Origin of the sequence: Cupriavidus lacunae, from assembly GCF_003353055.1 — a bacterium.
In the GTDB taxonomy this organism is placed as follows: domain Bacteria; phylum Pseudomonadota; class Gammaproteobacteria; order Burkholderiales; family Burkholderiaceae; genus Cupriavidus; species Cupriavidus lacunae.
In genome coordinates, this window is the sequence record NZ_QKWJ01000051.1 from 1 (window position 1) to 25,149 (window position 25,149).

General features: G+C 68.4%; 26 protein-coding genes and 3 pseudogenes. 12 read left to right on the top strand and 17 right to left on the bottom strand.

Annotated elements, in window-relative coordinates; genetic code table 11:
• Positions 1-180: 180 nt before the first annotated feature.
• The gene (locus DN412_RS28625; protein WP_115214657.1) at positions 181-876 is read right to left on the bottom strand and encodes a transglycosylase domain-containing protein; all 696 of its coding nucleotides are present in this window, start codon (positions 874-876) and stop codon (positions 181-183) included.
• A 58-nt stretch (positions 877-934) separates the two neighbouring features.
• A pseudogene (locus DN412_RS28630) lies at positions 935-1,315 on the bottom strand (Ldh family oxidoreductase); the annotation flags it as partial.
• Between the two features lie 344 nt (positions 1,316-1,659).
• Here DN412_RS28630 and DN412_RS28635 point away from each other — a divergent pair.
• Positions 1,660-1,905 carry an RNA-binding protein gene (locus DN412_RS28635; protein ID WP_115214658.1) on the top strand — a complete coding sequence of 82 codons (246 nt, stop codon included), beginning with the start codon at positions 1,660-1,662 and terminating at the stop codon, positions 1,903-1,905.
• A gap of 49 nt (positions 1,906-1,954) precedes the next feature.
• On the top strand, positions 1,955-2,779 hold the full coding sequence (locus DN412_RS28640) for a tyrosine-protein phosphatase (protein ID WP_115214659.1): 825 nt from the start codon (positions 1,955-1,957) through the stop codon (positions 2,777-2,779).
• A gap of 1 nt (position 2,780) precedes the next feature.
• On the opposite strand, the gene DN412_RS28645 is transcribed toward DN412_RS28640, so the two are convergent.
• The gene (locus DN412_RS28645; protein WP_115214660.1) at positions 2,781-4,016 is read right to left on the bottom strand and encodes an acetate/propionate family kinase; all 1,236 of its coding nucleotides are present in this window, start codon (positions 4,014-4,016) and stop codon (positions 2,781-2,783) included.
• 47 nt (positions 4,017-4,063) lie between these two features.
• Positions 4,064-5,044 carry a phosphate acetyltransferase gene (locus tag DN412_RS28650; RefSeq protein WP_115214661.1) on the bottom strand — a complete coding sequence of 327 codons (981 nt, stop codon included), beginning with the start codon at positions 5,042-5,044 and terminating at the stop codon, positions 4,064-4,066.
• Positions 5,045-5,254: 210 nt separating this feature from the next.
• Here DN412_RS28650 and DN412_RS28655 point away from each other — a divergent pair.
• The 5 genes and pseudogenes from DN412_RS28655 to DN412_RS28675 all read left to right on the top strand — a co-directional run.
• Positions 5,255-5,695: pseudogene (locus tag DN412_RS28655) on the top strand (SDR family oxidoreductase); the annotation flags it as partial.
• Between the two features lie 74 nt (positions 5,696-5,769).
• On the top strand, positions 5,770-6,012 hold the full coding sequence (locus DN412_RS28660; RefSeq protein WP_078195421.1) for an RNA-binding protein: 243 nt from the start codon (positions 5,770-5,772) through the stop codon (positions 6,010-6,012).
• A gap of 105 nt (positions 6,013-6,117) precedes the next feature.
• Positions 6,118-6,912 (top strand): TOBE domain-containing protein, encoded by a 795-nt coding sequence (locus DN412_RS28665; protein ID WP_115214662.1) that lies wholly within the window; start codon positions 6,118-6,120, stop codon positions 6,910-6,912.
• Between the two features lie 95 nt (positions 6,913-7,007).
• Positions 7,008-7,607 (top strand): LysE/ArgO family amino acid transporter, encoded by a 600-nt coding sequence (locus tag DN412_RS28670; RefSeq protein WP_115214663.1) that lies wholly within the window; start codon positions 7,008-7,010, stop codon positions 7,605-7,607.
• A gap of 17 nt (positions 7,608-7,624) precedes the next feature.
• Complete coding sequence (locus tag DN412_RS28675) at positions 7,625-8,164, top strand: class IV adenylate cyclase (RefSeq protein WP_115214664.1); 540 nt, start codon at positions 7,625-7,627, stop codon at positions 8,162-8,164.
• On the opposite strand, the gene DN412_RS28680 is transcribed toward DN412_RS28675, so the two are convergent.
• The 5 genes from DN412_RS28680 to DN412_RS28700 form a co-directional block, all read right to left on the bottom strand.
• A complete protein-coding gene (locus tag DN412_RS28680) occupies positions 8,134-8,856 on the bottom strand; it encodes an ATP-binding cassette domain-containing protein (RefSeq protein WP_115214665.1) in 723 nt (240 codons plus the stop codon). The genes DN412_RS28675 and DN412_RS28680 overlap by 31 nt on opposite strands.
• Positions 8,857-8,867: 11 nt before the next feature.
• Positions 8,868-9,578 carry a molybdate ABC transporter permease subunit gene (gene modB, locus DN412_RS28685; RefSeq protein ID WP_115214666.1) on the bottom strand — a complete coding sequence of 237 codons (711 nt, stop codon included), beginning with the start codon at positions 9,576-9,578 and terminating at the stop codon, positions 8,868-8,870.
• 18 nt (positions 9,579-9,596) lie between these two features.
• Positions 9,597-10,370 carry a molybdate ABC transporter substrate-binding protein gene (gene modA / locus DN412_RS28690; protein WP_115214667.1) on the bottom strand — a complete coding sequence of 258 codons (774 nt, stop codon included), beginning with the start codon at positions 10,368-10,370 and terminating at the stop codon, positions 9,597-9,599.
• Between the two features lie 236 nt (positions 10,371-10,606).
• Positions 10,607-10,801 carry a DUF1059 domain-containing protein gene (locus DN412_RS28695; protein ID WP_115214668.1) on the bottom strand — a complete coding sequence of 65 codons (195 nt, stop codon included), beginning with the start codon at positions 10,799-10,801 and terminating at the stop codon, positions 10,607-10,609.
• A 72-nt stretch (positions 10,802-10,873) separates the two neighbouring features.
• A complete protein-coding gene (locus DN412_RS28700; protein WP_115214669.1) occupies positions 10,874-11,815 on the bottom strand; it encodes a 2-hydroxyacid dehydrogenase in 942 nt (313 codons plus the stop codon).
• 189 nt (positions 11,816-12,004) lie between these two features.
• Between DN412_RS28700 and DN412_RS28705 the strand changes: the two genes are divergently transcribed.
• Positions 12,005-12,565, top strand: coding sequence for a nucleoside 2-deoxyribosyltransferase (locus DN412_RS28705; RefSeq protein ID WP_115214670.1), 561 nt, complete (start codon positions 12,005-12,007; stop codon positions 12,563-12,565).
• Here the strand turns inward: DN412_RS28705 and DN412_RS28710 are convergent.
• The 6 genes from DN412_RS28710 to DN412_RS28735 form a co-directional block, all read right to left on the bottom strand.
• On the bottom strand, positions 12,562-13,179 hold the full coding sequence (locus tag DN412_RS28710; RefSeq protein ID WP_115214671.1) for a PqiC family protein: 618 nt from the start codon (positions 13,177-13,179) through the stop codon (positions 12,562-12,564). The two genes, DN412_RS28705 and DN412_RS28710, sit on opposite strands and share 4 nt — an antisense overlap.
• Positions 13,176-14,831 (bottom strand): PqiB family protein, encoded by a 1,656-nt coding sequence (locus tag DN412_RS28715; protein ID WP_115214672.1) that lies wholly within the window; start codon positions 14,829-14,831, stop codon positions 13,176-13,178. The genes DN412_RS28710 and DN412_RS28715 overlap by 4 nt, the downstream gene beginning before the upstream one ends.
• Entirely contained in the window at positions 14,818-15,582 is a 765-nt protein-coding gene (locus DN412_RS28720) for a paraquat-inducible protein A (protein WP_115214673.1), read from the bottom strand. Before DN412_RS28720 ends, DN412_RS28715 begins: the two co-directional genes overlap by 14 nt.
• On the bottom strand, positions 15,579-16,262 hold the full coding sequence (locus DN412_RS28725) for a paraquat-inducible protein A (protein WP_115214674.1): 684 nt from the start codon (positions 16,260-16,262) through the stop codon (positions 15,579-15,581). Before DN412_RS28725 ends, DN412_RS28720 begins: the two co-directional genes overlap by 4 nt.
• Positions 16,262-17,422, bottom strand: a complete 1,161-nt coding sequence (locus DN412_RS28730) for an AI-2E family transporter (RefSeq protein WP_115214675.1) — start codon at positions 17,420-17,422, stop codon at positions 16,262-16,264. Before DN412_RS28730 ends, DN412_RS28725 begins: the two co-directional genes overlap by 1 nt.
• A 1,103-nt stretch (positions 17,423-18,525) precedes the next feature.
• Positions 18,526-19,665 carry an HPP family protein gene (locus DN412_RS28735; protein WP_115214676.1) on the bottom strand — a complete coding sequence of 380 codons (1,140 nt, stop codon included), beginning with the start codon at positions 19,663-19,665 and terminating at the stop codon, positions 18,526-18,528.
• Positions 19,666-20,052: 387 nt separating this feature from the next.
• Here DN412_RS28735 and DN412_RS28740 point away from each other — a divergent pair.
• Together DN412_RS28740 and DN412_RS44755 are read left to right on the top strand one after the other, a co-directional pair.
• A pseudogene (locus DN412_RS28740) lies at positions 20,053-21,227 on the top strand (chloride channel protein); the annotation flags it as partial.
• Positions 21,228-21,266: 39 nt separating this feature from the next.
• Positions 21,267-21,557, top strand: a complete 291-nt coding sequence (locus DN412_RS44755; protein ID WP_341868081.1) for a CBS domain-containing protein — start codon at positions 21,267-21,269, stop codon at positions 21,555-21,557.
• 18 nt (positions 21,558-21,575) lie between these two features.
• On the opposite strand, the gene DN412_RS28745 is transcribed toward DN412_RS44755, so the two are convergent.
• Positions 21,576-21,995, bottom strand: a complete 420-nt coding sequence (locus tag DN412_RS28745; protein ID WP_115214677.1) for an Lrp/AsnC family transcriptional regulator — start codon at positions 21,993-21,995, stop codon at positions 21,576-21,578.
• Positions 21,996-22,185: 190 nt separating this feature from the next.
• On the opposite strand from DN412_RS28745, the gene DN412_RS28750 reads away from it, so the two are divergent.
• Positions 22,186-23,064, top strand: a complete 879-nt coding sequence (locus DN412_RS28750) for a dimethylarginine dimethylaminohydrolase family protein (RefSeq protein WP_115214678.1) — start codon at positions 22,186-22,188, stop codon at positions 23,062-23,064.
• Between the two features lie 22 nt (positions 23,065-23,086).
• The gene (locus DN412_RS28755; protein WP_115214679.1) at positions 23,087-24,172 is read left to right on the top strand and encodes an ornithine cyclodeaminase; all 1,086 of its coding nucleotides are present in this window, start codon (positions 23,087-23,089) and stop codon (positions 24,170-24,172) included.
• Between the two features lie 11 nt (positions 24,173-24,183).
• Here DN412_RS28755 and DN412_RS28760 read toward each other — a convergent pair whose 3' ends face one another.
• Positions 24,184-24,780, bottom strand: a complete 597-nt coding sequence (locus DN412_RS28760; RefSeq protein ID WP_115214680.1) for a helix-turn-helix domain-containing protein — start codon at positions 24,778-24,780, stop codon at positions 24,184-24,186.
• Positions 24,781-25,149: the final 369 nt, after the last annotated feature.

Consider the following 25,149-nt stretch of genomic DNA (forward strand, 5'->3'; position numbering starts at 1 on the left):
CCGGAAACAGCTTCGGTGCGCTCGATTTCTTGCTCTTCTTCGTCATGCTTGTTGTTTCGGTCATAAGGGCGTTTCTTTCGATATCGTCTCATGACCTCAACACACAAGAAATCTGACAGGCTCCCCACGCCCGCCAAGCACCCCCACCAACCGCATAGCGTCAATCCAGCAAGCCACCCATCACCTCAACCTCAACGGCTCCAACAACGCCCCGTCATACTCCCCCCGCGAAATCCGCCCAAGCTCCAGCATCCGCTTCAGGATATAAACCTGCCGCTGCCGCGCCCGCCTGGGATTCGCCACCGGATTGTTGGCCGAAGGCGCCTTGGGCAGCCCGGCCAGCATCGCGCACTCAGCCAGCGTCAACTGGTCCAGCCGCTTGCCGAAGTAAGTCTGCGCCGCATCGGCAAAGCCATAAGCCCCCTGTCCCAGGTAGATCTTGTTCATATACAGCTCCAGGATCTCGTCCTTGGTCAGCGCCTTTTCAATCCGGAAAGACAGCAGCACCTCGTACAGCTTGCGGGTATAGGTCTTGTCGCGCGACAGGTAAAAGTTGCGCGCCACCTGCATGGTGATGGTCGACGCCCCCTGCGACAGCTCGTCTGACAGGTTGGCCACGCCTGCGCGGATGACGCCGATGTAGTCGATGCCGTCATGCACGTAGAAGCGTTCATCCTCGATCGCGACCACGGCATCGGTCAGCTCGCGCGGGATCTTGGCGATGGGCACGTAGTCGGGCGTCTGGCGGAAGGCGGTAAGCGCGTCGAGCGACGGCAGCTGCCGGTTGGCGGCGAGGATGGCGATGGCGGCCAGCAGCGCGCCGCCGATCACGGCGAGCACCACCAGCTTGATGAAGGCGGACCAGAGGCTTTTCATGGCACGTATTGTGCCAGCCGTGGCCGGCAGGGCGCGAGCCCCGCCGGCCGCTGTGGTCTCAGACGGTGGGCACCGCCACGTTGAGCGACTGCGCCAGGCGCTCCAGGTTGCGCCAGATGGCCGGGTTGATGTCGAGCGTGTCGCCTCCCTGCGCCCGGTTGGCGGCCTCGTACTCGCCGGGATACTGAACGCGGTCCACGCCCGGCGCCGGCGGCGTGTCGTGCAGATAGCGGACAAAGGCCTCGACTTCCGCGCTCTGCCAGTCCAGGCCCAGGTCCAGCGCGGGATTGAGCAGCACCGCGCACAGGTTGTTGGTGGCCACGCCGCCGCGCGGGTTCTCCGGCTGGATGGTGCCGCCGCCGGACAGCACGCCGGCCAGCAACTCAGCCACCACGCCCAGCGCATGGGTGTGGGCACGGCCGCGGCCTGCGCCGCGGGGGCGGGAGGGTGGGAGGGTGGGAGGCGGGAAGTTCTGGCATCGCCGGCATCCGTGTTCGGTGTGCCCGGAGCGGCCTGGCTTCTGGCTCGGCCGCCGCGTTCGACATGACAGAAATTTTCCGGCCACGAGCCGGCCCTGTCGAGGGCAACTCCCAGCTATTTCCGCCCGTCATGAGCGAGATCAATTCCACGCGAGATCCATGGATACCCGGCCTGCCGCACGCGTCATACCAGTGAGAGGCTCGCCACATAAGGCCTGGCGGCGGTTCGTGTGCCCAAGTGTTTCACGATGGCCCCGCCGGGTGATGCATGAGCGGGAGTGATCTGAAATAATTGGAGCCGACCATGAAGGTTTTAGTACGTGGACTGAAGGCGGGGCTGGACGCCGCGGCGCTGCACAAGGCGCTGGCGCGGTATGCGAAGATCCGTTCGGTGGAACTGGTGGAAGCCGGCGACCCCGGGCATCCGTGGGCGTGGGTCGATATTGATGCCAGTGCGCTGACGGTGTGGAAGCTGGTGGCACGGCTGGACCGGCGCTATATCGCGGGCTGCCACCTGCGCTGGCATGTGCCGGCGTACCGCGCGCGCTGAAGCGCCGCACGGCAGCGGCCCGCATCGCAAGGACAATCGGGAAACAACAATGATCAAGTGGCTTCAACGCGCAGGATGCCTGCATACCCGTGCGGTCGTACCGCAGGCTCCGGCGAGTGCCGGCAGCGTACCGGGCGGGCACGACCTGGTATTCGACACCATCAGCAATGCGCGCGATCTCGGCGGGCTGGCTGGCGCAAGCGGACGCCGCGTGCGCCAGGGCCGCCTGTACCGCAGCGGCAACCCCGCGCTGGCCAGCGCCGCGGACCTGGACCGGCTGCAGGCGCTCGGGCTCGACATGGTGGTGGATTTCCGTTCGCCCGGCGAGAAGTCGCCTGACGAAGCCGCCTTTGGCCAGCGCTTCCACTGGAAGGCGGTGCCGGTGCTGGAAGGCAGCATGGCGATGGAGGTGCTGATGCCGCGCCTGCGCGCCAGCACGCCGGCGCAGATGGATGCCTTCATGCTGGAGGTCTACCGCGACTTCCCGGTGCGCTACCGCGACGCCTTCGGTGGCTTTATGCACACCGCGCAGGGCGGCAAGACGCTGCTGTTCCACTGCACCGCCGGCAAGGACCGTACCGGCTTTGCCGCGCTGCTGTTGCTGGCGGCGCTGGGCGTGGCGCAGGACGACATCCTGGCCAATTACCTGGAATCGAACCAGCGCAACGTGCAGTTCAATGAGTCGGCGCTGGCGCGCATGGCCGGGCTCGGCGTGGACCCCGCGGTGATGATGCCGCTGCTGGAGGTCCGCGCCAGTTATCTCGATGCCTCGATGCAGGCCATCGATGTGGCCTGGGGCAGCGTCGACAACTACCTGCGCGACGCCCTGGCAGTGGACGTCGCGCAGCTGCGCGAGCACTACCTGGCGGGCTGACTCAGAGCTTGTTGCTCTCGCGCAGGATGCGGGCGGTGCTCAGCGCGATCATCCCTTCTTCATCGGTGGGCAGCACCAGCACCGGCACGCGGCTGTCGTCGCGGCTGACGCGCTGGCTGTTCGCGCCGTTGGCGCCGCCATCGAGCGTGATGCCGAACAGGCTGGCCAGGTGTTCGCAGATGCGCGCGCGCACCGGCGGCGAGTTGGCGCCGATGCCCGCGGTGAACACCAGCGCATCGAGCCCGCCCAGCGTGACCGCGAGCTTGCCGATTTCCTGCGCGGCGCGGTAGGCGTAGAAATCCACCGCCAGCCGCGCGCGCGGCGCATCGCTGGCCAGCAGCGCGCGCATGTCGCTGCCCACGCCTGACAGTCCCTTCAGCCCCGATTCCTGATACAGCATTGCCTGGATCTCGGCCGGCTGCATGCCCTGCTGCGCCAGCCACAGCAGCGCACCCGGATCGATCGAGCCGCAGCGCGTGCCCATCGGCAGGCCGTCGAGCGCGGTCAGGCCCATGGTGCTGTCCACGCTGCGGCCGTCGCGCATCGCGCACAGGCTGGCGCCGTTGCCCAGGTGCGCCACGACCACGCGCCCCTCGGCCAGGTCGGGCGCGACCTGGCGCAGCCGGCGCGCGATGTACTCGTACGACAGCCCGTGGAAGCCATAGCGCCGGATGCCGCGCTCATAGTAGGCATAGGGCAGCGCCATCAGTTGCGCCAGCACGTCGTGGCCGGCGTGGAAGGCGGTGTCGAAGCAGGCCACCTGCAGCAGGTCCGGCACGGCCTGGCGCACCGCGCGGATCGCGGTCAGATTGTGCGGCTGGTGCAGCGGGGCCAGCGGCACCAGCGCCTCCAGCTTTGCGATCACCTCGTCGTCGATGCGCACAGCCTGCGCGTAGTCGGCGCCGCCATGCACCACGCGATGGCCGATGGCCACCGGCGGGTTGTCGCGCAGGCCCACGCTCAGCACCAGGCGCACCAGCCGGAAGGCGGCGTCGTGGTCGGCCACCTGGGCCTGCGGGAAGCTCTCGTCGGCCACCACGCGGCCGTCGGCCATGCGCGCGGTCAGGCGCGGCGCCACGCCGATACCTTCGATCTGGCCGTGCGCGCTCAGCACCGGGTTGATGTCGGTATTGCCATGCGCGGCGTCGGGCACGGCATAGACCGAGACCTTGACGCTGGACGAACCGGCGTTGACGACGAGGATGACGGGATGCACGGCAGGATGGATGGCGGTCACGCTCGATGGACTCCCAGGTGGTTGCGCGAGGGTTGCACGGGCACGGCTCAGACCTGCGCCGCGGCTTCGGCGCTGCGGCGCGCATGCGCCAGCAGCACGGCGATGGCGCAGCTGCCGATGCGCGCGCGCACGCTGTCGGCCCGGCTGGTCAGGATGATGGGCACGCGCGCGCCCAGCACGATGCCGGCGGCTTCGGCGCCGGCCAGGAAGGTCAGCTGCTTGGCCAGCATATTGCCCGCTTCCAGGTCCGGCACCAGCAGGATGTCGGGGTCGCCGGCCACGTCCGAATCGATGCCCTTGGTGACGGCGGCTTCGCGGCTGATGGCGTTGTCGAAGGCGAGCGGGCCGTCCAGCACGCCGCCGGTGATCTGGCCGCGCCGTGCCATGGTGCACAGCGCCGCGGCGTCGATGGTGGAGGGGATCTTGTCGGTGACGGTCTCCACGGCCGACAGGATCGCCACCTTGGGCCGCTCGATGCCCAGCATGCGCAGCAGGTCGATGGCGTTGCGGCAGATATCGGCCTTCTCGTTGAGCGTGGGGAAGATGTTGACCGCGGCATCGGTGATGAACAGCGGCTTGTGGTAGCGCGGCACGTCCATCGCGAACACATGCGACAGCCGCCGCCCGGTGCGCAGGCCGCTTGCCGAAGCGGTGACCTCGTGCAGCAGTTCGTCGGTATGCAGGCTGCCTTTCATCAGCAGTTCGGCGTCGCCGGCGCGCACCGCTTCGACGGCGCGCGCGGCCGAGGCGTGGCTGTGCGGTGTGTCGATGATGACGGTGTCGCCCAGCGCCATGCCGTGCTCCGCTGCCACCTGCCGGATGCGTGCCGCCGGCCCGACCAGGATCGGCACGATCAGGCCCAGCTCCGCTGCTTCCAGGGCGCCGCCCAGCGAGGCGGCGTCGCACGGATGCGCCACTGCGGTGGGGATGGGCGCCAGCCCGGCGCAGCGTGCCAGCAGCGTGGCGTATTTGTCCGGCGCATCGGCGGGCGCGGCGAGGTCGGACATGGCAGGCGAGGCAGCGGTCATGACGATGTTCCGTGAGCGAAGCAGCGGCTAGGGTACCCGGCCTGCGTATTGACGTCGAGCCTGGCGAGGGCCGCGCCCGAGGCGGAATTGCTGCGATGCGCAAGGTGCGCTGCGCCAGTATAGGCGACGATTCTTTCTTGTCGATGAACAGGTGCGCCGCCAGCGATGTGGCTTTGCGCGCCACCCGTCCGTGGGTTGCAGCGCGCGGCAGCGGCTGGCTTTGCGCGCGCCATGGACATCTCATGCCACTCCTTCGTGCGCATGGCGCGCCTGGCCGTGCCGCTGATGACGCAGGGCGGCACGCTGTTCGCGATGAGCTATGAAGGCGCCAACCGCGTGGTGCCCAACTATGACCTGATGGGGCCGGTCAAGGCGGCGCTGGAGGCCAGCTGCCGCTACCTGGCGCATGAACTGGAGCCCAGGGGCATCCGCGTCCACGCCATCTCGCCGGGGCCGCTGAAGACGCGCGCGGCCTCGGGCCTGAAGGACTTCGACCTGCTGCTGGCCGACGCCGCCGGGCGCGCGCCGCTGGGCGAGGTGGTCGACATCATGGACGTAGGCTTCGCCACCGCCTACCTCGCCACGCCGTATGCGCGGCGTATCTCGGGCAATACCGTGTACGTGGATGGTGGCGTGCACATCATGGCGTAGCGCGCGCCGGACCGCCGGCACGCGGCGCAGGCGGCGCCTACAATGCAGGCAGGGGGCACCGACAGGGAGAATCCATGCAGGTACTGATCCGGGGTTTGCATCGCGATGTGACCGAAGACATGCTGCAGGAAAAGCTCAAGAATCATGCCCCGGTCAAGTCCGTGGAAATCGTGCGCGAGGGCGATCCCGACCATCCGTGGGCGTGGGTGGACCTGGATATCGACCCGTTTGCCGCCTGGCGCCTGCTGCGCCGGTTCGACCGCCAGTACTTTGCCGGCAGCATCATGCGCTGGTATATCCCGGCGCACCAGGACTAAGAACCCATGAAATGGGTTCTTAGTGCCCTGACCGATCCGCAAATCGGATTACCATAGCCGCGTTTCGGACTTCATTGCGGCGCCCGCCAGCGGCGCCCGACATCCATGCTTGAACTCCAGGGAGCCATCTGGTTCCGCTCCGGCTCGCAAGACTGGGGCGGCAAGGACCGCATCGCGCTGCTTGCCGCCATCGGCGAACACGGCTCGATCACCGCGGCAGCGCGCGCGGTCGGCATCAGCTACAAGGCCGCGTGGGACGCCATCGATGCCATGAACAACAGCGCCGGCGAGCCGCTGGTGGTGCGCGCCGCCGGCGGCAAGGGCGGCGGCGGCACGCGCCTGACCGCGCGCGGCGAGCAGCTGATCCGCACCTATCGCGCACTCGAGGACGAGCACAGGCGCTTTGTCGCACAGTTGTCGCGCATGGGCGAGGGCGCGGTCGACGATATCCACCTGATGAGGCGAATGATGATCAAGACCAGTGCGCGCAACAAGCTGTTCGGACGCGTGACCAGCGTGCGTGGCGGCGCGGTCAACGATGAAGTCGTGCTGGCGCTGTCCGGCGGGCAGCAGGTCGTGGCCACCATCACGCACGAAAGCGTCGAGACGCTGGCGCTGGCCGAGGGCGCGGAGGCGTTCGCGCTGATCAAGGCCTCTTCGGTGCTGGTGGGGCTGCCCGATCCGGGGATGCGGCTGTCGGCGCGCAACCAGCTGCCGGGCGTGGTGTCGCGCGTGATGCCTGGGGCGGTGAATGCCGAGGTGGTGATCGAACTCGACGGCGGCGGCACGATTGCGGCGATCGTGACCAACGGCAGTGTCGAGGCGCTGGGGCTGGAGGAGGGGGTAGCGGCTGTGGCGGTGTTCAAGGCGTCCAGCGTGATCTTGGGCGTAGTGGGGTAAGCTAGGCCTGCGGCAGGCATGGCAGGCTGGGAGGGCATGGCGGCACCCTCGGCGTGCAATAATAGCCACCCAAAAAAGCAGCCCTTCCACAACCAATGCACGCCGCCCTGGCCGGCTTCTCCCTCGGTCTTTCCCTGATTCTTGCCATTGGTTCCCAGAATGCCTTCGTACTGCGACAAGGGTTGCGGCGCGAGCATGTGTTCTGGGTCTCCCTGGTGTGCGCGCTCTCCGATGCGCTGCTGATCCTGCTGGGCGTATCCGGCTTTGCCGTGATGATCCGCGAGCTGCCCTGGCTGGGAGCGGCGATGCGCTACGGCGGCGCGGCCTTTCTGGTCTGGTATGGCGCGCGCAGCTTCCTGGCGGCGTGGCGCTCGAACGCGGCGCTGGACCCCAGCGACGCCGCGCCGCGGCCGCTGGGTGCGACGCTGGCGGTGTGCCTGGCGTTCACCTGGCTCAACCCGCATGTGTATCTGGATACGGTGATGCTGATCGGTTCGGTGTCGACCCAGTTCGCGGGCCATGCGCGTGAGTTTGCCGCGGGGGCGATGACCGCGTCGTTCCTGTTCTTTTTTTCGCTCGGGTACGGCGCGGCGCTGCTGCGGCCGGTGTTTGCGCGGCCGCGCGCGTGGCAGGTGCTGGAAGTGGTGATCGGCGTCACCATGTGGGTGATTGCCGCGCGGTTGCTGCTCGGTTGAAATCACGGAAGACACGGATGCCAAGAAACGTCGAGATCAAGGCCCGCATCGACAGCGTCGAGGGTGTGCAGCCACACGCGGCGGCGCTTGCCGACCAGGGTCCCGAATACATTCGCCAGGACGATACCTTTTTCCCCTGCGCCAACGGGCGGCTCAAGCTGCGCGAGTTCGCGCCGGACCGGGGCGAACTGATCTTCTACGCGCGTGCGGACGAGGCCGGCCCGAAGGAGAGCTTCTATATCCTGTCGCCGACGCAAGCGCCTGCCACGCTGCGCGCAGCGCTGGCCGCGGCACATGGCGAGGGCGGGCGGGTGCGCAAGCTGCGTACGCTATACCTGGCCGGCCGCACGCGCGTGCACCTGGACCGGGTCGAGGCGCTGGGCGATTTCCTGGAGCTGGAAGTGGTGCTGGCCGACGAGGAAAGTGTGGAAGACGGCGTGGCCGAGGCGCACGCGTTGATGGCGAGCCTGGGCATTCCTGCGTCGAACCTGATCGAGGGCGCCTACGTCGACCTGCTGCGCGCGGCTCAGGCCACGCGCGCCGACACCGGCGCGTAGACCGGCGGATGGTGGCGGCTGGTGCCGCTGCCGAAGATACGGCCTTCGCGGATCTCCAGCACATGGTCGCCCAGGGCTTCCACGTCGGCAGGGTCGTGCGAGATTACCAGCATCGGCACGTCCAGGCTGGCCTGCAGCGCGCGCAATTCCGCGCGCATGCGCTCGCGCAATGCGGGGTCCAGCGCGGAGAACGGTTCATCTAGCAACACGATATCGGGCTGCGCCACCAGCGCGCGCGCCAGTGCCACGCGCTGCTTCTGGCCGCCGGAGATCTCCGCCGGGAAGTTGCCGACGATCTCGGCCAGGCCGAAGGCGTCGATCCAGCGCTGCGCTTCGGGGTGCACGGCGCCGCGGCGCGGGTTGCGCCAGCCGCGCGACAGGCCGAAGGCGATGTTCTGGCCCACGGTCAGGTGTGGGAACAGTGCGTATTCCTGGAACAGGTAGGCCACGCGGCGCTCTTGCGGACGCACGTCGATGCCAGCTTCCGCGTCGAACAGTGTGCGTTCGTTCAGCACGATGCGGCCACTGTCCGGCGCCAGCAGCCCGGCGATGGCGCGCAGCGTCAGGCTCTTGCCGGCGCCCGAGGGCCCGAACAGCGCGATGCGCCGGCTGGCCGAATCGAAATCGATATCCAGCGCAAAGTGGCGGTCGGCCGAGACCATCTGCTTGCGGATGCTGACATGCATGCTCATGGTGGCTCGGCTCAGCGGGTACGCGGGCGCAGGCGCCGGCGTTCATAGAGTTCAGCGGGATTGCGCGCGGCGGCCGGCACCAGGCGCCCGGCGACCACCAGCAGCAGCACACAGGTGAGCGAGGTCACCAGCACCAGCAGGTTGGCGGTGTTGTCGTCGCCGGCCTGCACGGCCTCATAGATGGCGACCGACAGCGTCTGCGTACGCCCGGGCAGGTTGCCCGCGATCATCAGCGTGGCGCCGAACTCGCCCAGCGCGCGCGCAAAGGCCAGCAGCACGCCGGCGATGATGCCGCGCGCGGCCAGCGGCAGCGTGACGCGGAAGAAGATGCCGGCTTCGGGCACGCCCAGCACGCGGGCGGCGTTTTCCAGCTGATGGTCTACGCCTTCAAAGGCGGCGCGCGCGGACTTGAGCACCAGCGGGAAGGCGACGATGGTGGAGGCCAGCACCGCACCCTGCCAGGTGAAGACCAGTTCGATGCCCAGTCGCGCCAGCCACTCGCCGAAGACGCCACGGCGCCCCACCAGCACCAGCAGGTAGTAGCCCAGCACCGTGGGTGGCAGCACCAGCGGCAGCGTCAGCACCGCGTCGACCACGTCGCGCAGGGGCGAGCGCCAGCGCGCCAGCGCCCAGGCCGCACCGACGCCGAGCACGGCGTTCAGCGCGGTGGCCCAGCCAGCCACCTTCAGCGACAGCAGCAACGGTACCCAGACGGCGTCCATGGTGCGGCGAGAGCTCCGTCAGGGCTTGTGGAAGCCGAAACGCGACAGGATGGCCTGGCCTTCAGGCGAGGCCACGTAGTCGACGAACTGAGTCGCTTCCTTCTGCTGGCGTGTCTGGCTGGTGACGGCGATCGGGTAGGTCACTGGCGTTTGGCTGGGCACTTGCACGGCCACCTTGACCTTGTCCGGCATCACCGCGGCATCGGTGGCGAAGACAAAGCCGGCCTCGACCTCGCCGCGCGCGACGTAGTCCAGGCTCTGGCGCACGTTCTGCGCCGGCACGCCCTTGGCGGCGACGGCGTCCCACAGCCCGGCCGTTTCCAGTGCGCCACGGGTGTAGCGGCCCACCGGCACCGAGGCCGGGTTGCCATAGGCGATGCGCTTGACTTCCGGGCGCGTCAGGTCCTGCAGCTTGCTGATGCCCAGCTTGCTGTCGGCGGGCACGATCAGCACCACCTGGTTGGCGGCGAAGTTGCGGCGCGATGCCGGGGCGATCACCTTCTCGGCCTCGGCCTTGTTCATCGCTTCCTGGTCGGCGGAGGCAAACACGTCGGCCGGCGCGCCCTTGACGATCTGCTGCATCAGCACGTCGGAGGCGCCGAAGTTCAGCACCACGTGCGTGCCGGGATGGGCGCGCTCGAACGACTCGGCCAGCGACTTGAAGGCGTTGGTCAGGCTGGCGGCGGCGGACACCACCAGGTCGGCGGCAAAGGCGGGCGGGGCGGCCAGCGCCAGCGCGGCGACGGAGGCGGCCAGCAGGAACCTGCGGCGGCAGGAACGGAAGGCAGACATCGGAATCCTCGGGATTTGGCCCGCCGGCATGTGCGACACGAGCGGCAAGGCCTGGGCAGGTGGACTGTCAGGCGCAATATACGTCTGTATATAGCGATGCGTCAATGATGCGCCATGACAGGTGTCATGGGTATTCGGATCGGCATAAGTGCCGTATCAGGGGCTGCGAATGCGCCCCGGGAAGGAGGATGGGGTGGCGTCGGGCAGGTGCCAGCCCGGCGCCAGCCTCGCCGGTTTCAGGCCGGCGGCGTGCCTTCCTTGAACATCGTTTTCAACTGGGTGCGCAGTTCAGGCGTGTCCTGATGCTGATGCACCGTCACTGCATGCTGGACCGCGGCTTCGAGCAGTTCGTCCTCGCTGTCGGCGCTTAATGCCACCGTGCAGTGGGTGTCGCTCGGGTAGTCGCGGCAATCGATAAACTTGCGTGCCATGATGCCTCCTGACGCCGGCCCGCAGAGTGGGCTGGAGCCGGTGCCTCCAGTATAGGCACGCGGGTAGGCCGCTTACAGCACCGGCGTCAGCACCTTGCCGCCAGCGAGGAACGCATCCAGGTTCTGCAGCGTCAGCGCGGTCATGGCGGCGCGCGTTTCATGCGTGCCGCTGGCCATGTGCGGCGCCAGCACGACATTGTCCAGCGCCAGCAGCGCGGGCGGCACGTTGGGCTCGTCCTGGAACACATCCAGGCCGGCGCCGCCGAGGCGTCCCTCAAGCAGCGCCGCGACCATCGCCGCCTCGTCGATCACACTGCCGCGCGACACATTGACCAGGATGCCCCTGGGGCCAAGGGCGTCGATGACGTCGCGCGACACCAGCCCGGCCGTCGACGGCCCGCCCACGGTGGCCACCACCAGGAAGTCGGCCCACGACGCCAGCGCCTTCAGGTCCGCCTCGAAGCGCCACGGCGCGCCCTCGCGCGGGCGGCGGTTGTTGTAGGCGATCTCCATGTCGAAGCCCTGCGCGCGGCGCGCGACGATCTCGCCGATACGGCCCAGCCCGAGGATGCCGAGCTTCTTGCCCGATACGCGCGTGGTCAGCGGGAAGCCGCCTTGCGGCCAGCGCCCGGCGCGCACGAAGCGGTCGCCATGGGCGATGCCGCGCGCCGCATCCAGCAGCAGCCCGAAGGCCAGGTCGGCGACGCAGTCGTTGAGCACGTCGGGTGTGTTGCTGACCTGGATGCCGCGCGCGCGGGCCGCGTCCAGCGCAATGGCGTCATAGCCCACGCCGAAGCTGACGATGGCTTCCAGGCGCGGCAGCGCATCGATCAGCGCCGCGCTGCAGCCATGGCGCGCCGAGGTCACCACCACGCGCACTTGCTGGCCCGCGCTGCGCGCCCAAGCGAGCGGACCGGCCTGCTGCCAGAGCGCGGCGGCGCCGTACTGTTGCAGCAGGGTGGCATTGGTCTGCGGCGCGAGGGGGCCGACCTGGACGATCTGGGGAGCGGACATGTGAGGACGCGAAGGCAAGGGGTGACGGGCAATGGTAGCGCAAGGGCCCGCCCTGCGCAGGCGCCAGGCGGCGCCCTGGGCGCGCATGTTGTGCGACCTTCGTGCAGCCCGGTGGTACCACGCCCGCGGGCGCCGGGTTATGCTGCGATCCTCGCTGCCTTCGTCCACATCACGCTCACTCCACGTGCCATGAAAACCATCTACCTGGCTGGCTTTGACGTCTTTCGCAAGGATGCGCGCGCCTGGGGCGAGCACCTCAAGGCGCTGTGCGCGGCGCATGGCTTTGCCGGCCTGTATCCGCTCGACAAGTCCGCACCCGAGGGCCTGTCCGGCCCCGACACCGCGCGCTGGATCTATGACGCCAATATCGCGCTGCTGCGCCGCGCGGACATGGTGATGGCCAACCTGGATGACTTCCGCGGGCCGGGCGAGCCGGATTCCGGCACGGCGTTCGAGGTGGGCTTTGCGGTGGCACTGCAGAAGCCGGTGTGGGGCTACAGCGCGGACGCGGGCACGCTGCGCGAGCGCGTCACGGTGGCGACCGATGCGGACGGCACGCCGCTGGATGCGCGTGGCTTCGTGGTGGAGGACTTCGGCCTGGGCAAGAACCTGATGCTGGCCTGTTCGGTGAAGCTGGTGCAGGGCGGGGCCGCCGAGTGCCTGGCGGCGATGGCCGGGGCGATGCACCGGCGCGCCGCTGAAGCCGCCGCCCGGCGCGAGCGCGATGCCGCGGCGTGGGGCGACGACTAAGGCCGCAACGACTGCACCCCGGCGGCGATATCGGCCGCCGTGCTGGCCACGATCTCGCGGTACGCCGCGACGACACCATCGACCGCGCCGGGCGCAGGCAGTTCTGCCTGGGTGCGGCCGCTGACCACTTTGCCGTCCGGCAGCCGCCGCACGGTCCAGTTGATGGTGGCGCCGGCACGCTGGCCCACGTCGGCATCCAGGCGCAGCACTTCGGTGGTGATCCGGTACAGCGGCTGCACGTCCGACAGCCCCTGCTGGTAGGTGTCGACCGCGCCCAGCGTGGCCTGCAGGCGTTGCGACAGCGCGTCGCGCAGCTCGTCTGGCAGCGGCGCGGACCAGCGCGCCAGGTCCAGCAGGCGCAGGCTGGCGTCGCCGCCATCGCGCACCACCAGTTGCAGGCGGTTGAGCCGCTCCGGCACGCGCACGGGCGCGACTTCCAGCCATAGCGTGTTGGTCGATCCCGGCGTCGTCGTGGCCGCCAGCGGCGCGACCGCGCCCTGCGCCAGCGTGTAGTAGCGCGGCTCGGGCGAGGCGCACCCGGCCAGCACGGCCGCCGCCAGCGTGGCGGCCAGGGCACCAGCGAGCGGGCAGTTCAGAGGGCGGCGCTTCATCATTCTTTCTCCGGCTTGCCGCGCACCAGTGCTTCAGGGTGGCGTTCGAGGTAATCGGTCAGCGTGCGCAGCGACGTGGCGGTACGCGTCAGCTCCTGCAGCATGCGGCGCGTGTCCTGCTGCAGTGGCGCGTCCGAGGCCAGCGTGCCGTTGGCCGCGGTCAGGGTCTTGCGCGCATCCTGCAGCGCGGCCAGCACCTGCGGCGCGACGTCGCCGTTGAGCTGCTGCACCAGCTGGTCGGCGGTGGCCAGCGTCTTGTTCAGGCTTGCCACCGTGGTGCGCAGGTCCTGGCCGATCTGGTCGAACGGCACCTTGTCGATGCGGTTGACGATGTCGCCCACCTGCGCCTGCAGCTGGTCGAAGGTGCCCGGCGTGGTGGCGAACTCGGGAATCGGCGCGTCCAGGTCGACCTTGGCCGGCGCCGCCTTCGGGAAGAAATCGAGCGCCACATACAGTTGGCCGGTGAGCAGGTTGCCGGTGCGCAACTGCGCGCGCATGCCACGCTGCAGCAGGCCCTGGATGATCTTGCGCGCGCGCTCGCGGTCCTCGACGTCGCGTTCGCGGAAGCCCATGCGCGACGGGTACAGCTCCACCACCACCGGCATGCGGAAGGCGCGCTTCTCGCGCTGGTACTCGATGCCGATCGAACGCACCTGGCCCACGATCACGCCGCGGAAGTCCACCGGCGCCCCCGGAGACAGCCCGCGCACGGACTGGTCGAAATTAAGCACCGCCAGCGTCGGCGCCAGTTCCTCCGGCTCCTTCATCGCCTCGGCCTGGTCGTTGGCGAGCAGGAACTGCGTATTCTCGACCGCGGCGTCGGTGGCGGTGGAATGGTCCGGCGCCTGGAAGGCGACGCCGCCGAGCAGCACCGTCACCAGCGACTGCGTCGACAGCTTGAGGCCGCCCGCATCGAGCTTCAGGTCGACGCCGCTGGCATGCCAGAAGCGTGTGTCGGCGGTCACCAGCTTGTCATAGGGTTTGTTGACGAACACGCGCAGCGTGAGGTCGCGCCCGTTGGGATCGAGCTGGTAGGCCACCAACTGCCCCACCAGCACGCGCCGGTAGTAGACCGGCGAGCCGATATCGAGCGAGCCCAGCTCGGAGGCGCGCAGCACGAACTGCTTGCCGGAGGCATCGGTGGTCACCGCCGGCGGCACTTCAAGCCCCTTGAAGTCGCGCGCGGATTCCTGCGACTTGCCCGCATCCACGCCGATATAGGCGCCCGACAGCAGCGTCTCCAGCCCCGACACGCCGCTGGCCGCGAAGCGCGGGCGCACCACCCAGAAGCGCGTGTCGGCCACGGCGAAGTTCTCGGCATCCTTGGTCAGGTCGATCGATGCCACTACGTGCGAGCGGTCGCGCGCCAGGCGCACCGACTTGACCAGGCCGATGTCGACATCCTTGTAGCGCACCGCGGTCTTGCCGGGCGTAAGGCCCTCGGCCGTGCGGAAGGTGACGGTGATCTCGGGCCCGCGCGAGGCCAGCGTATGCACCAGCAGCGAGATGCCGACCACCGCCGCGACGATCGGGATCAGCCAGACCAGCGAGGGCAGCCAGCGCGCGCGGCGCCGACGTTCGGGCCGCGGCAGGCCTGGCGGTGCCGGCGGGGATGAGCCCGCGGGCGGGGTGTCTTGGTTGTCAGTGTCGGGCATTGTCGTCTTCCAGCGAATCCCACAGCAGGCGCGGATCGAAACTGAGCGAGGCCAGCATGGTCATGACTACGACCGCGCCGAAGGCCATGGCGCCGCCGCCGGGGATGATGGTGGCCAGCGCCCCGGCCCGCACCAGCGAGGCCAGCAGCGCCACCACGAAAATATCAAGCATCGACCAGCGGCCGATCACCTCCACCAGCCCGTACAGCCGGGTCTGCTGCCGGATCCGCCAGGTCGAGCGGAAATGCACGGACAGCAGCAGGAAGGTGAGGATCACCATCTTCAGCAGCGGCACGATGATGCTGGCGATCAGCACCAGCCCGGCCAGCATGTGCGAGCCGGACAGCCACAGGTAGAGCACGCCGGACAGGATGGTGTCCTGCTGCGTGCCGAGGATGGACTGCGTCACCATCACCGGCAGCACGTTGGCCGGAATATAGAGGATATAGGCGGCCAGCAGGAACGCCCAGGTGCGCGCCAGGCTGTCGGGCTTGCGGTGATGCAGGGTGGCGCCGCAGCGCGGGCAGGGCTCGCCCTCCAGCGTGCGCGGGCTGACCAGGTCGCAGGCGTGGCACGACAGCAGGCCGAGCCGGCTCGCGGTCGGCACCTGCGGCAGCGGGGTGTTCTCGTCGTCGTCGGTGAGCTCGGCCACCACCTCGCGCGCCAGCTGGCGCGGGCGGGCCAGGCGCCCGCCCGGTTGGCGGGGACGCTGCGCCGGCGCTTGTGCCGGAGGCTGCTGCTGGTCCGTCATCGGCCTTCCTCGGCCGCGGCCGCGTCGTCGTCATCGGGCGTTTCCAGATGGCGCCACAGGTCGCGCGGATCGAACGACAGCATCGCCGCCAGCACGATCACCAGCGCGGCAAACGACCATAGCGCGATGCCGGGCAGTACGCGCGCCATGGTGGACAGCTTCACCAGCGTGACCAGCACGCCGATCATAAAGACTTCGATCATGCCCCAGGGCCGGGTCTGGCGGATGCCGCGCACGATGCGGTCGAAACCCGGCGGCATGCGGTGCTGTGCCATCGGCACCAGCAGGTAGGCCATCATCAGCATTTCGGACAGCGGGAACAGGATAGTGGTGGCGAACACCAGTGCCGCCACCAGCCCCATCTTGTCGGTGTACAGGGCCTGCACGGCGCCCAGCAGCGTGGTCTGGGTGCGGACCCCCTGCAGGTCCATCTCGACGATCGGGTAGGCGTTGGAAACCAGGAACAGGATCAGCGCGGTGATCACCAGCGGCAGCAGCCGCTGATACTGGCGATGGCTTTCGCGGTAGAGCTGGCCGCCGCAGCGCAGGCACAGCGCGCGCTCGCCGGGCGCGATCGGCGCGCGCTCGTAGATCGCGTCACAGTATTCGCATGCCACCAGCCGGTGCAGCGCGGCCGGCGAGGTGTCGGCGGTCGCGGCCGGCGCTTCGTGTCCTGCCATCAGCCGGGATGCTTGCTGGTGGCGGCCGGCGGGACATCGGGGTTGTCGACCACGGCCGGGGCGGCCGCGGGTGCCGATGCCACCGCGGCGCCTTGCTTCAGGTCGTGGTGCAGCTCGCCTTGCGAGCCGATGGTCCAGTCGCGCAGCAGCGCATAGGCCACCGCCAGCAGCGTCGGGCCGATGAACACGCCCAGGAAGCCGAACGCCAGCGCGCCGCCGAGCACGCCCAGCATGATCCAGATCAGCGGCATGCCGGTGCCCTTGCTGATCAGCAGCGGCTTGACGATGTTATCGGCCATGCTGACCACTCCCACACCCCACACCACCAGGAAGATGGCCCAGCCGGTGGCGCCGGTGTGGTACAGCCACAGCGCGGCCGGCAGCCACACCAGCGGCGGGCCCACCGGGATCACCGAGAGGAAGAAGGTAACAAAGCCCAGGATGGCCGCGCCCGGCACGCCTGAGATCCACAGGCCGATGCCGGCCAGCACCGCCTGGATGAAGGCCGTGCCCAGCACGCCGTAGACCACGCCCTTGACGGTGCTGCCGGCCAGTTCCAGCAGGTGGTCGGCGCGCTCGCCGGCGATGCGGCGCATGCCGGCGCGCAGCCAGGCGATGGCGAACTCGCCGCCGGTATAGAAGAAGAACGCCAGGATGATCGACAGCGCCAGCTGTCCCAGCCCGGCACCGATCGACAGGCCGGCCCCCAGCAGCACGTGGCCGACCGGGGCGATCAGCTTGCGCAGGTTGGCGACCATCTCGGAATCGGCGTTGATGACGCTGTCCCATGACCTCTGCAGGTAGGAACCGACATAGGGCAGGCTGCTGAGCCAGGCCGGCAACTGCGGGAGGCCGTGTTCCATATAGCGGTCGACCAGCGCGGACAGGTCGTCCAGGTGCGCCGAGAAGCTCGCGCCGGCGTAGACGAACGGGCCCAGCACCACTACAGTGGCCAGCAGCACGCAGATCAACGCGGCCAGGCTGCGCCGGTTGCCCAGCCAGCGTGACAGTACCGTGTACGGGTGCCACGAACTGAAGGCCAGGATCGCGCCCCACAGGAGCGCGGTGGTGAACGGTGCCAGCACCAGCAGCGAGCCGCCGATCAGCACGATCAGTGCGAAGACGGCTGCGATTTTTTCAATTAACTGGCCGGAACTCATGGTTTGGCTCTCCCTTCCTTGGCCCCGCCGGTGTGACGGGAACGGCGTAAATATAGCTTACGTCGGGGGGTGGGAATGTGAAACGGGGACGCGGGGTGGGGCGGGCGTCACTGGGGGCAATGATTGTGCCGCCGGGGGCGGGTGTGTTTCCCGGACACAGTGCCATAGGTTTGGGGCTGTGGATAGCGGGGAGGGGGCTATGGGGGTGCTTGTGGCTATGGCGGGCGTGGGCTGTTTCGCTGGCGTGGCCGGTGGGGCTCCTTGCTCGTTAGCTGGGGTATGTAGGGCGGGTTCGATGTTGTCATAGGATTAACCGCCTGGTTTCGCCCTGCTGGGCGGGTCACTTTTTGTCCGAGCGACAAAAAGTAACCAAAAAGCGCGTCGCCTCAGGCGGCTGGCCATCCATTCCACGGTGTGGGTGGTTCGGGCGGTGGTGATTTCCATTTGACGTGGTGGGTGGTTCGGGCCTGCTACGCACCCTGTCTGTGCCCACATCGACGGACTATTGGACGAACCCGACTTTAGGCTGTTGGCAGCCTGCTAAGTACCGCGTCGGTGGGACGCCTTCGGCTGCGCTGCGCGCCGGCCCTAACGTGGCAGGCGGACGGCCACGTCCTGATTTGCGCCTTTGGCCCGGCAATACGACCGCGCAGTGCGAGCGCAGCGACGCATTCCGTGCCCCAGCACCCGACCTACGATACTGAGTGCGCGCAGCGCAGCCGTAGGCGTCCCACCGATAACGTGCTTAGCAGGCTGCCAACAGCCTAAAGTCGGGTTCGTCCAATAGTCCGTGGACGGAGGCACCGGACAGGGAGCGTAGCTGGGTCGAACGGCCAACCACGCCAAACGGCAAGCACCGCCGCTCGAATCACCCCCAACACCAAATTGGTGGCCAGCCGCCAGAGGCGACGCGTTTTTTGGTTACTTTTTGTCGCTCGGACAAAAAGTGACCCGCCCAGCAGGGCGGAACCAGGCGCTTAAACCTACGACAACATCGAACCCNCCCAAGCAAGCCAACGACCAAGGAGCCCCGCCGGCTACGCCGGCGTATCAGCCCACGCCCGCCAAGAGCCACAATCCAACCCCATAACCCCAACCAAAACTCATTCCGGCACCGCCATCACCCCACTCTTAAGCAGCGCAGCAACAAGATCAGACTGCGTCACCATCCCCACCACCCGCCGCTGCTCGTCAATCACCGGCGCATGGTGCAGCCCGCCGTCTGAGAACGCCTGGGCCAGCTCCACCATCGGCTGATCGGGCCGGGCGGTGACGACGGCGCGCGTCATCAGGTTGCGCACGGTCCCTGCCAGGCGGCGCGCGCCGGTATCGCGCTGCGCCGCGAAAAAGTCGCTCTGGGTGATGATGCCCACCAGCTTGCGGGTGGCGTCCACCACCGGAAGGGCCTTGATGCGGTGCCGCGACAGCAGGTGCCCGGCTTCATGCGCGGGCTGGTCCGGCGTGACCGTGATCACGTCACGCGACATAATCTCGCCGCACAGCACGTTGCCGAAGTGGCGCCGGTAGGCGCGCAACTGCGCTGCCACCAGGATCTGTTCAAGGTCGTCTTCTTCGATATCGAGGAATTCGCCGCGCAGCTTCAGGGCTTCGTCGAGGTCGGCGCGGGTGACGCCCAGGCGCTGGGATGGCGGCACGTCTTTCGTGCCATGCTGCACTGCGGGCTCGGGCGGGCGGTGCGGGTAGCGCCGCCGCGACAAGTTGTTGAAGGCGAGCGCCATCATCAGCAGCAGCATCGAATTGAACAGCACCGGCACGGCAACGAAGCCGAAGCCCAGTGCACTGACCGCAGGCCCGCCGAATACGGCGGTGATGGCCACGGCGCCGCTGGGCGGGTGCACGCAGTGGAACTGGAACATCAGGGCGATGGCGACGGCCACGGCGACGGCTGCCGCCAGGCCGGGGTCGGGGATCCAGCGCGCGCACGCCACGCCTATCACGGAGGCGATCAGATTGCCGCCGATGATCGACCAGGGCTGTGCCAGCGGCGATGACGGCACCGCGAACAGCAGCACCGCAGAAGCGCCCATCGGCGCGACGAACCACGGATTGAAGCCGCCCAGGGTCTGGTGGCTGATCCATTCGGTGCAGAGCAGGCCCAGCAGGGCGCCCAGGCAACTCTTGAGGCGCTCCTTGCGGCTGGCGGCGACGGGCAGCGGAACGAATGTGCGCAGCCATGCACGGGCATTCTGCGCCAGGGCGGAGACGGCGGGGGCGGTGGGCATTCTTGTGACGGGGGGCGCGTTGGAATGGTGCGCGTAATATATCACGGGGTGATATATTTGGCCGCCTTTGGTGCAGTGCATCCCGACCCAGGGCATGACGCACCGCACAAGTCTGCACAAGAGCAAGGAGCCCCCATGTCGTCTGTCATGCCGGTCGAAAAACGCGACTATGCCGTCAACCGCCGCCTGCTGATGCTGTCCGTGATCGCGCTGGGCATCGGTGCCCTCAGCACCGTGGCGGCGGATGTGCTGGTGAACCTGATCCGGTTCTTCACCAACCTGTTTTTCTACCAGACGCTGTCGCTGGCCCAGCGCTCGCCGGCCGACCATGCGCTGGGGGCGTGGGTGATCGCGGTGCCGGCCATCGGCGGCCTGATCGTCGGCCTGATGGCACGTTACGGCAGCGACAAGATCCGCGGCCACGGCATTCCCGAGGCGATCGAGGCGGTGCTGTTCGGCAAGAGCAAGATGTCGCCGCGGGTGGCGGTGCTCAAGCCCTTGTCGTCCGGCATCGTGATCGGCAGCGGCGGCCCGTTTGGCGCCGAGGGGCCGATCATCATGACCGGGGGCTCGCTGGCGTCGCTGCTGGCGCAGTACCTGCACCTGACCGCGGGCGAGCGCAAGGCGCTGCTGGTGGCGGGCGCGTGCGCGGGCATGACCGCGATCTTCGGCACCCCGGTGGCGGCGGTGCTGCTGGCGGTCGAGCTGCTGCTGTTCGAGCTGCGCCCGCGCAGCCTGTTGCCGGTGGCGCTGGCGTGCGCGGTGGCGGGCTTCCTGCGGCCGCTGTTCTTCGAGGCCGCGCCGCTGTTTCCGCTGCAGACCGCCGCGGCGGGCACGCCGGCGCTGCTGTCCTGCGTGCTGGCCGGCCTGCTGTGCGGCGTGCTGGGCGCGGGGTTGACGCTGGCGCTCTACCGCACCGAAGACGCGTTCTCGCGCCTGCCGGTGCACTGGATGTGGTGGCCGGCGCTGGGCGGGCTGGTGGTCGGCATCGGCGGCTATTTCGAGCCGCGCGCGTGGGCGTGGGCTATGACGTGATCGGCGACCTGCTGAACAACCGCATCGCCATCGAGATCGCGCTGGCGCTACTGGCGGTCAAGGCCGTGATCTGGATCGCGGCGCTGGGCTCGGGCACCTCGGGCGGCGTGCTGGCGCCGCTGCTGATGCTGGGCGCGGGCCTGGGCGTGGTGCTGGCGCCATGGCTGCCGGGCGGCTCGCCGCAGTTGTGGGCGCTGGTGTGCATGGCCGGGGTGCTGGGCAGCGTGCTGGGCGCGCCGCTGACCGCGATCGTGTTCGCCTTCGGGCTCACGCATGATTCACAGGCGCTGCTGCCGCTGCTGTTGACCACCGCGGTGGCCTATGGCATCTCGGTGCTGGCGATGAAGCGTTCGATCATGACGGAGAAGATCGCCCGGCGCGGCCTGCATATCTATCGCGAATATGGCGTGGACCCGCTTGAGCGCGCCCACGTGGACGAACTGATGACGCGCAACGTGGTCGCCATCGACGCCGACCTGCCGGTCGCGGAAGCGATGGCGCGCTACTTTGGAGAACACGCGGCCCATCGCGCCTACCCCGTGGTGGCCGACGGGCGCGTGCTGGGCATGCTGGAGCGCGCCGCCATCCGTGGCCTGGCCGCCGGCGAGATCCCGCCCGGCATGCGCTGCCGCGACCTGCTCAGCGCGCCGGCACATGTGCTGCTGCCCGGACAGACCGCGCGCGTGGCCGCGGGCAGCATGGCCGCGCTGAGCGTGGCGCGGCTGCCGGTGGTGGAAAGCGCCGAGACCATGCGTCTGGCCGGCATCCTGTCGCTGCGCGACCTGCTGCGTCCCAGCGGCAGCGTGTTCCACGAGGAATCGCGGCGCGAGCGCCTGCGCGGCCGCGCCACGGCCTGAGCGAGGGCTTGCTGCGTCCTACTTGTAGGTCGACAGGAGGATGCTGGTCTCGGTGGCGCTGATGCCGTCGATCAGCCGGATCCGGTCCAGCGCGCGGTCGAATGCCTCCAGCGTCTCGGCGCGCAGCTCGGCAATGATGTCCCAGCGGCCATTGGTGGTGTGCAGCGCCTGCACGTTGGGCTCGCCGCGCAGGGCCTGCAGCACGGTGCGGGCCTTGTTGCCCTCCACGGCAATCGTCATCCAGGCGCGGATGCGGTGGGCCTCGGCCTCGGGCCGCAGGCGCACCGTGTAGCCGACGATCACGCCCTCCTGTTTCAGCTTGTCGATGCGGTTCTGCACGGTCGCGCGCGACACGCGCAGCGCCTGCGCCAGCGCCGTGACCGGCGTGCGCGCGTTGTCGCGCAGGAGGGAAATCAGCTGCTGGTCGGTGGCATCCATGGGGGCGGGGGCGGTGGTTTGGCAAAACGCCAGCTTGACCTGGCGTTTTGAATAATGGTAGGCGCAAATTGCGCAAATTGCTGGCTTTTGGCTAACGCACGCTTGCCCGAGAATTCAATCGACCGATTGATTTCCCGGATGCATTGCCAAGCGATGCATCGCCAACCCTGCCATTTGAAAAGGAGCCGCCGTGACCCAGACCCCCACGATCCTGCTTGTCGAGCCGACTTTCTACGACGTGTCGTACAGCATCAATCCGTGGATGGACCCGGCTGCCTGGGCGCGCGACCCGCGCGGCATGCATCGCAGCGCGATGCAGTCGTTCGACGCAATGCGCGAGGCGCTGGGCCGCGCCGGCTTTGCCGTGGAGGTGGCGCCCGGCGCACCGGGGCTGCCCGACATGGTGTTCCCGGCCAACGCGGCCGTAGTGCTCGACAGTCGCGCGCTGCTGGCGCGCTTCCGCTACCCGCAGCGCCGCGGAGAGGAAGCGCCGTTCGCCGACATCTTCGGCAAGCTGCGCGAGCGCGGCCTGCTCGACGAAGTCGCGCTGCTGCCCGAAGGCTGCTACCAGGAAGGCGCGGGCGACTGCATCTGGGATGCGGGCCGCGGCCATTTCTGGGCCGGGTTCGGTCCGCGCTCCTCGCATGAGGCGGCGGTGGCGGTGTCGAACTACTTCGGCAAGGACGTGGTGGCGCTGGAACTGGCCACCGAGCAGAGCTACCACCTCGACGTGTGCTTCTGCCCGCTGTCCGGCGGCGAGGTGCTGTACTACCCGCCGGCCTTCAGCGAAGCGGCGCTGCAGGAACTGCGTGCGCGCGTGCCGGCGCGGCTGCGCATCGAGGCCAGCGCCGATGACCTGCGCCACTTCAGCGTCAATGCCGTCAATCTCGACGACCAGGTGGTGATGACCCGCACCACGCCGCATCTGCGCACCGAACTGGGCCGGCGCGGCTACCAGCTGCATGAAGTCGATTTGTCGCCGTTCATGCTGTCCGGCGGCGGGGCCTATTGCATGACCTTGCGCCTGGACCGCAGCAGCGGGCGTGGCGTGGCCGCGGCGGCGGCCTGAGCAGACCATCAAGGAGAGGGTCATGAAGCACACCGCCCGAACATTGTTTCTCGACGCAACGGATGCCGCCCGGCTGGTGGCCGCAATCGGCCCGCAGGCCGCCATCGTCGACCTGGCCGGGCAAGTCCGGCAGGCGTTCCTGCACTGGGACGATTTCGACAAGTCCGCGCGGCTGGCGAGCCATTCCGCGCGCGGCGTGATCGAACTGATGCCGGTCAGCGACGGCAGCCAGTATGCGTTCAAGTACGTCAACGGCCATCCGCGCAATGCGGAGCACGGCATGCCCACAGTGATGGCCTGCGGCATGCTTGCAGAAGTGGAAACCGGCTTCCCGCTGATGCTGGCCGACCTGACGCTGGCCACCGCGCTGCGCACCGCGGCCACCTCGGCGCTGGCGGCGCGCGCCATGGCGCGGCCCGGTGCGGCGACCATGGCGCTGATCGGCAACGGCGCGCAGGCCGAGTTCCAGGTGCTGGCCTTCCACGCGATGCTGGGTGTGCGCGAGATCGCCGCCTATGACATCGACCCGGCCGCCACGGCACGGCTGATGCGCAACTTGGCCGGCGTGCCTGGCCTTTCGATCCGGCGCGCCGGTTCGGTCGAGGCCGCGCTGGCCGGGGCCGACATCGTCTCCACCGTCACGGCCGACAAGACCCGCGCGACCATCCTGACGCCGTCCATGGTGCGGCCCGGCATGCACCTGAACGCGGTTGGCGGCGACTGTCCCGGCAAGACCGAGCTGCATGCGGACATCCTGCGCCGCGCGCGCATCGTGGTGGAGTACGAACCGCAGACGCGCATTGAAGGCGAGATCCAGCAGTTGCCGGCCGATGCGCCGGTGACCGAGCTGTGGCAGGTGCTGGCCGGCCACGCGCCTGGCCGTGCATCGGCGGACGAGGTGACCGTGTTTGATTCCGTGGGGTTTGCGCTGGAAGACTACGCCGCGCTGCGTTGGCTCTACGTCGCCGCGCAGGCGCACCGGGCGGGCAGGGCCGTGGAACTGGTGGCAATGCCGCCCGACCCGCGCAACCTGTACGGCTGGATGCTGGCGCAGGCGGGGGACAATGAAACGGGGCGGTCAACGCCCCGGCAGGAGGCTGTGGCCTGAGGCCGGTGGCCTCAGGTCGCGCGCCCCATCATCAGCTGCGCGCGCAGGAAGCCCTTGACCTCTTCCAGCGACGGCGTCTTCAGGAACACCATGATGCCCCAGTGCTGCAGCGCATCGGCCACGCCTTCATAGGCCTGGCGGTTGGTGATCACGGCAAAGATCACGTGCTGGCTGGCAAAGAAATTCTGCAGTTTTTCAATGGTGGCCGACTCGGCGTCGTTGAGTTCATCGACGTAGTACAGCACCACGCGCGGATGCGCGCTCACCGAGGTGATGACCGTGTCCAGGACATCGTCGACCACCACGCTCTTGAGCGGCAGCCCCCACTTGGCGAGCTGGCCGTGGATGCGCTGCGCTTCCTGGTGGTTGGGGTGGAACACCACCAGGTCCAGGCCGTGCGGCGACGCCGACTCCGGCCCGATGCGCGTCGCCAGCAGGCGATGCACGGTTTCCTTGTGGATGCGCCGATGTCCGCCGTTGGTCTTCCAGGCGCCAAGCTCGCCGCGCTCGACCATCTTCTGGACGGTGCCAAGAGAGACGTTAAGCAGTTTTGCCGCTGTACGCGTGCTGTAATAAGGCTTTTCAGCCAGTGCCGGATCCAGTTTCATCCCATCACCCGTAGTCCTGAAGGCAGCCGCGCCTGAACGGCGCACGCGGCTCCTGGCACATGCGCCACGCGGTTGTCGCTGCCAATAGTTGACTGACCCATTGTGCCGGCCCGCTCCCCCGCCGGCCGAATTGCTTTTTGTGATTGTTTTGGTCTTTTTTTCATTTCCAGCATACCTTGGCGTCTCCGAATGTCTTGGATAGCTTCAGTGCTGGGATCTGCTGGAAGCTAATAATATGCCGCAAACGACAAAGTACCTGTAGGAAAAAACATAAGTCTGTCGCGCTTTTGTTTCTTAACGCACATTGCGTGCGTTCTGATGACACAGAAGCAGTAACTGCAGACAATCAGTGCCGGGGGTGGTTCCCCG

What these genes read in the sequence shown, in the direction of transcription:
- DN412_RS28625 (WP_115214657.1), bottom strand. Translation starts at nt 876, where the DNA reads ATGAAAAGCCTCTGGTCCGCCTTCATCAAGCTGGTGGTGCTCGCCGTG.
- DN412_RS28635 (WP_115214658.1), top strand. Translation starts at nt 1,660, where the DNA reads ATGAAGGTTTTAGTACGTGGACTGAAGGCGGGGCTGGACGCCGCGGCG.
- DN412_RS28640 (WP_115214659.1), top strand. Translation starts at nt 1,955, where the DNA reads ATGATCAAGTGGCTTCAACGCGCAGGATGCCTGCATACCCGTGCGGTC.
- DN412_RS28650 (WP_115214661.1), bottom strand. Translation starts at nt 5,044, where the DNA reads ATGACCGCTGCCTCGCCTGCCATGTCCGACCTCGCCGCGCCCGCCGAT.
- DN412_RS28660 (WP_078195421.1), top strand. Translation starts at nt 5,770, where the DNA reads ATGCAGGTACTGATCCGGGGTTTGCATCGCGATGTGACCGAAGACATG.
- DN412_RS28665 (WP_115214662.1), top strand. Translation starts at nt 6,118, where the DNA reads ATGCTTGAACTCCAGGGAGCCATCTGGTTCCGCTCCGGCTCGCAAGAC.
- DN412_RS28670 (WP_115214663.1), top strand. Translation starts at nt 7,008, where the DNA reads ATGCACGCCGCCCTGGCCGGCTTCTCCCTCGGTCTTTCCCTGATTCTT.
- DN412_RS28675 (WP_115214664.1), top strand. Translation starts at nt 7,625, where the DNA reads ATGCCAAGAAACGTCGAGATCAAGGCCCGCATCGACAGCGTCGAGGGT.
- DN412_RS28680 (WP_115214665.1), bottom strand. Translation starts at nt 8,856, where the DNA reads ATGAGCATGCATGTCAGCATCCGCAAGCAGATGGTCTCGGCCGACCGC.
- modB (WP_115214666.1), bottom strand. Translation starts at nt 9,578, where the DNA reads ATGGACGCCGTCTGGGTACCGTTGCTGCTGTCGCTGAAGGTGGCTGGC.
- modA (WP_115214667.1), bottom strand. Translation starts at nt 10,370, where the DNA reads ATGTCTGCCTTCCGTTCCTGCCGCCGCAGGTTCCTGCTGGCCGCCTCC.
- DN412_RS28695 (WP_115214668.1), bottom strand. Translation starts at nt 10,801, where the DNA reads ATGGCACGCAAGTTTATCGATTGCCGCGACTACCCGAGCGACACCCAC.
- DN412_RS28700 (WP_115214669.1), bottom strand. Translation starts at nt 11,815, where the DNA reads ATGTCCGCTCCCCAGATCGTCCAGGTCGGCCCCCTCGCGCCGCAGACC.
- DN412_RS28705 (WP_115214670.1), top strand. Translation starts at nt 12,005, where the DNA reads ATGAAAACCATCTACCTGGCTGGCTTTGACGTCTTTCGCAAGGATGCG.
- DN412_RS28710 (WP_115214671.1), bottom strand. Translation starts at nt 13,179, where the DNA reads ATGATGAAGCGCCGCCCTCTGAACTGCCCGCTCGCTGGTGCCCTGGCC.
- DN412_RS28715 (WP_115214672.1), bottom strand. Translation starts at nt 14,831, where the DNA reads ATGCCCGACACTGACAACCAAGACACCCCGCCCGCGGGCTCATCCCCG.
- DN412_RS28720 (WP_115214673.1), bottom strand. Translation starts at nt 15,582, where the DNA reads ATGACGGACCAGCAGCAGCCTCCGGCACAAGCGCCGGCGCAGCGTCCC.
- DN412_RS28725 (WP_115214674.1), bottom strand. Translation starts at nt 16,262, where the DNA reads ATGGCAGGACACGAAGCGCCGGCCGCGACCGCCGACACCTCGCCGGCC.
- DN412_RS28730 (WP_115214675.1), bottom strand. Translation starts at nt 17,422, where the DNA reads ATGAGTTCCGGCCAGTTAATTGAAAAAATCGCAGCCGTCTTCGCACTG.
- DN412_RS28735 (WP_115214676.1), bottom strand. Translation starts at nt 19,665, where the DNA reads ATGCCCACCGCCCCCGCCGTCTCCGCCCTGGCGCAGAATGCCCGTGCA.
- DN412_RS44755 (WP_341868081.1), top strand. Translation starts at nt 21,267, where the DNA reads ATGCTGGAGCGCGCCGCCATCCGTGGCCTGGCCGCCGGCGAGATCCCG.
- DN412_RS28745 (WP_115214677.1), bottom strand. Translation starts at nt 21,995, where the DNA reads ATGGATGCCACCGACCAGCAGCTGATTTCCCTCCTGCGCGACAACGCG.
- DN412_RS28755 (WP_115214679.1), top strand. Translation starts at nt 23,087, where the DNA reads ATGAAGCACACCGCCCGAACATTGTTTCTCGACGCAACGGATGCCGCC.
- DN412_RS28760 (WP_115214680.1), bottom strand. Translation starts at nt 24,780, where the DNA reads ATGAAACTGGATCCGGCACTGGCTGAAAAGCCTTATTACAGCACGCGT.